This is a genomic window from Candidatus Symbiopectobacterium sp., assembly GCF_020054415.1.
Classification (GTDB): Bacteria; Pseudomonadota; Gammaproteobacteria; order Enterobacterales; family Enterobacteriaceae; genus Symbiopectobacterium.
This window is the reverse complement of sequence record NZ_JAHWCO010000229.1, coordinates 1-2,292: the sequence shown is the minus strand read 5'-3', so window position 1 is coordinate 2,292 and position 2,292 is coordinate 1. Positions and strand designations below refer to the sequence as shown.

The window sequence follows — 2,292 nt, the reverse complement described above, 5'->3', positions numbered from 1 at the left end:
GGTGGGTGAAGCCATGGCCATGGTCAAAGCGCTTAACCGGATCACGCTATTAGGAATGCCGAACAGTATTCGCATCACGTAACAATCGACCCGTATGGGGCGCAGTCGTTACAAGTTCTGATTTATTCAACAAAGCCCCTCCAGCGTTATATCTGTCCTGCCACTCCCTTTACTTTCGCGCCGAATTTTGGAATAAGGCACGCAACAGCGTGGTAGGGGAAGGCGAACTCGTGTGAAAATGATACGCTGTGATGCGATACCCTCAATCAACGTGGAGTGAACATGGAAACCGATATTTTGCAGTTAAGCGCCCAGATTGGAGCGCGCCTGACTGCGTTGGGTGCAAAGGTGACCTGTGCAGAATCCTGTACGGGAGGCTGGATAGCGAAATCGATTACTGATGTGGCGGGGAGTTCCGGCTGGTTTGACTATGGATTTGTCACTTACAGCAACCAGGCAAAACAGCGCCTCATCGGTGTCAGTGAGGAAACGCTCGCCCAATACGGCGCAGTGAGTGAGCAAACCGTACGGGAAATGGCGCAGGGGGCCTTGCGCGCAGCGGAGGCTGATTATTCACTTTCTTTGAGCGGCATTGCTGGCCCCGACGGCGGTTCTGACGAAAAACCCGTTGGTACCGTCTGGTTTGGCTGGTGTGACAAGCACGGCAACCTACTGGCGCGTGAAATGCTGTTTCTTGGCGATAGGAATGCTGTGCGGCTTCAGGCCGTGTGTTTCGCACTTCAGATGCTTTTGGATGGATTTCTGCAAAAATAATCTTGATGCTGTATGCGTATACAGTATAATGCTGTTAATGATTCGGTGACACGCCTGTTTGATTACATACCAGTGGCAGTCACATAAAGCGCACGGCCGTGTAGCGAGAGCGTTACGCCGCATGACAGGAGTAGAAATGGCTATTGACGAGAACAAACAAAAGGCATTGGCGGCTGCGCTGGGCCAGATCGAAAAGCAATTTGGTAAAGGTTCTATCATGCGTTTGGGCGAAGACCGCTCAATGGACGTTGAAACGATCTCTACCGGCTCTCTGTCACTTGATATTGCCTTGGGGGCTGGTGGGCTGCCAATGGGGCGTATCGTTGAAATCTACGGACCAGAATCGTCAGGTAAAACCACACTAACGCTGCAAGTTATCGCCGCTGCACAGCGTGAAGGTAAAACCTGCGCATTTATCGATGCTGAACATGCACTCGATCCGATTTATGCCAAAAAACTGGGTGTCGACATCGATAACCTGCTGTGTTCTCAGCCTGATACCGGCGAGCAGGCGTTAGAGATTTGCGATGCGTTGACGCGTTCAGGCGCAGTTGACGTGATCATCGTTGACTCCGTGGCGGCACTGACGCCGAAAGCGGAAATCGAAGGTGAAATCGGGGATTCCCACATGGGTCTGGCGGCTCGCATGATGAGTCAGGCGATGCGTAAGCTGGCCGGTAACTTGAAGCAGGCGAATACGCTGCTGATTTTTATCAACCAGATCCGTATGAAAATTGGCGTTATGTTTGGTAACCCGGAAACCACCACGGGGGGTAACGCGCTGAAGTTTTATGCTTCTGTACGTCTCGATATTCGCCGCATTGGCTCCATTAAAGATGGAGAAGAAGTGGTGGGCAGCGAAACCCGCGTGAAAGTGGTGAAAAACAAAGTGGCTGCGCCCTTTAAACAGGCTGAGTTCCAGATTATGTACGGTGAAGGGATCAACATCCACGGTGAATTGGTCGATCTTGGCGTGAAACATAAGCTGATTGAGAAAGCGGGTGCCTGGTATAGCTACAACGGCGACAAGATCGGGCAAGGCAAGGCGAATGCGTGCAATTACCTGAAAGAAAACCCGGCAGTCGCGGCCGAGTTGGATAAAAAACTGCGTGAAATGCTGCTGCACAACAAAGATCATGTGTCTGCACCAGCAAGCGAAGCGGGTTTCTACGATGATGCAGAAACCGCGGATAGTGAAAATAACGGCGAGTTTTAAACCGCGTTAAGTGACTTGAATGGAGCACGATAAACGTTATTCGTGAGCCTGTACACGAGATTGTGTAATTGCCTGATTTTGATATGTTCAATCCAAGATCAAAAGCAGGTTACTTTATGGACGAAAAACAGTTACAGGCTCTGGCTAACGAGCTGGCCAAGAATCTCAAAACCCCTGACGATCTCAACCAGTTTGATCGCCTGCTGAAAAAGATCAGCGTTGAAGCTGCCCTTAGTGCTGAAATGAACCATCACCTCGGGCATGAGAAGCACCAGTCAAAATCTGGAACTAACACGCGCAAT

The 2,292-nt window shown here is 50.6% G+C and carries 2 protein-coding genes and 2 pseudogenes; all 4 read left to right on the top strand.

Going from position 1 to position 2,292, the window contains the following annotated elements; all coding sequences use genetic code 11:
• Positions 1-82 (top strand): annotated as a pseudogene (locus QZ506_RS06770) (lipoprotein); the annotation flags it as partial.
• Between the two features lie 200 nt (positions 83-282).
• Positions 283-774, top strand: coding sequence for a nicotinamide-nucleotide amidase (pncC, locus tag QZ506_RS06765; protein ID WP_291969976.1), 492 nt, complete (start codon positions 283-285; stop codon positions 772-774).
• 136 nt (positions 775-910) lie between these two features.
• Positions 911-1,990 (top strand): recombinase RecA, encoded by a 1,080-nt coding sequence (gene recA, locus QZ506_RS06760; RefSeq protein WP_291969974.1) that lies wholly within the window; start codon positions 911-913, stop codon positions 1,988-1,990.
• Between the two features lie 116 nt (positions 1,991-2,106).
• Positions 2,107-2,292: pseudogene (locus tag QZ506_RS06755) on the top strand (IS256 family transposase); the annotation flags it as partial.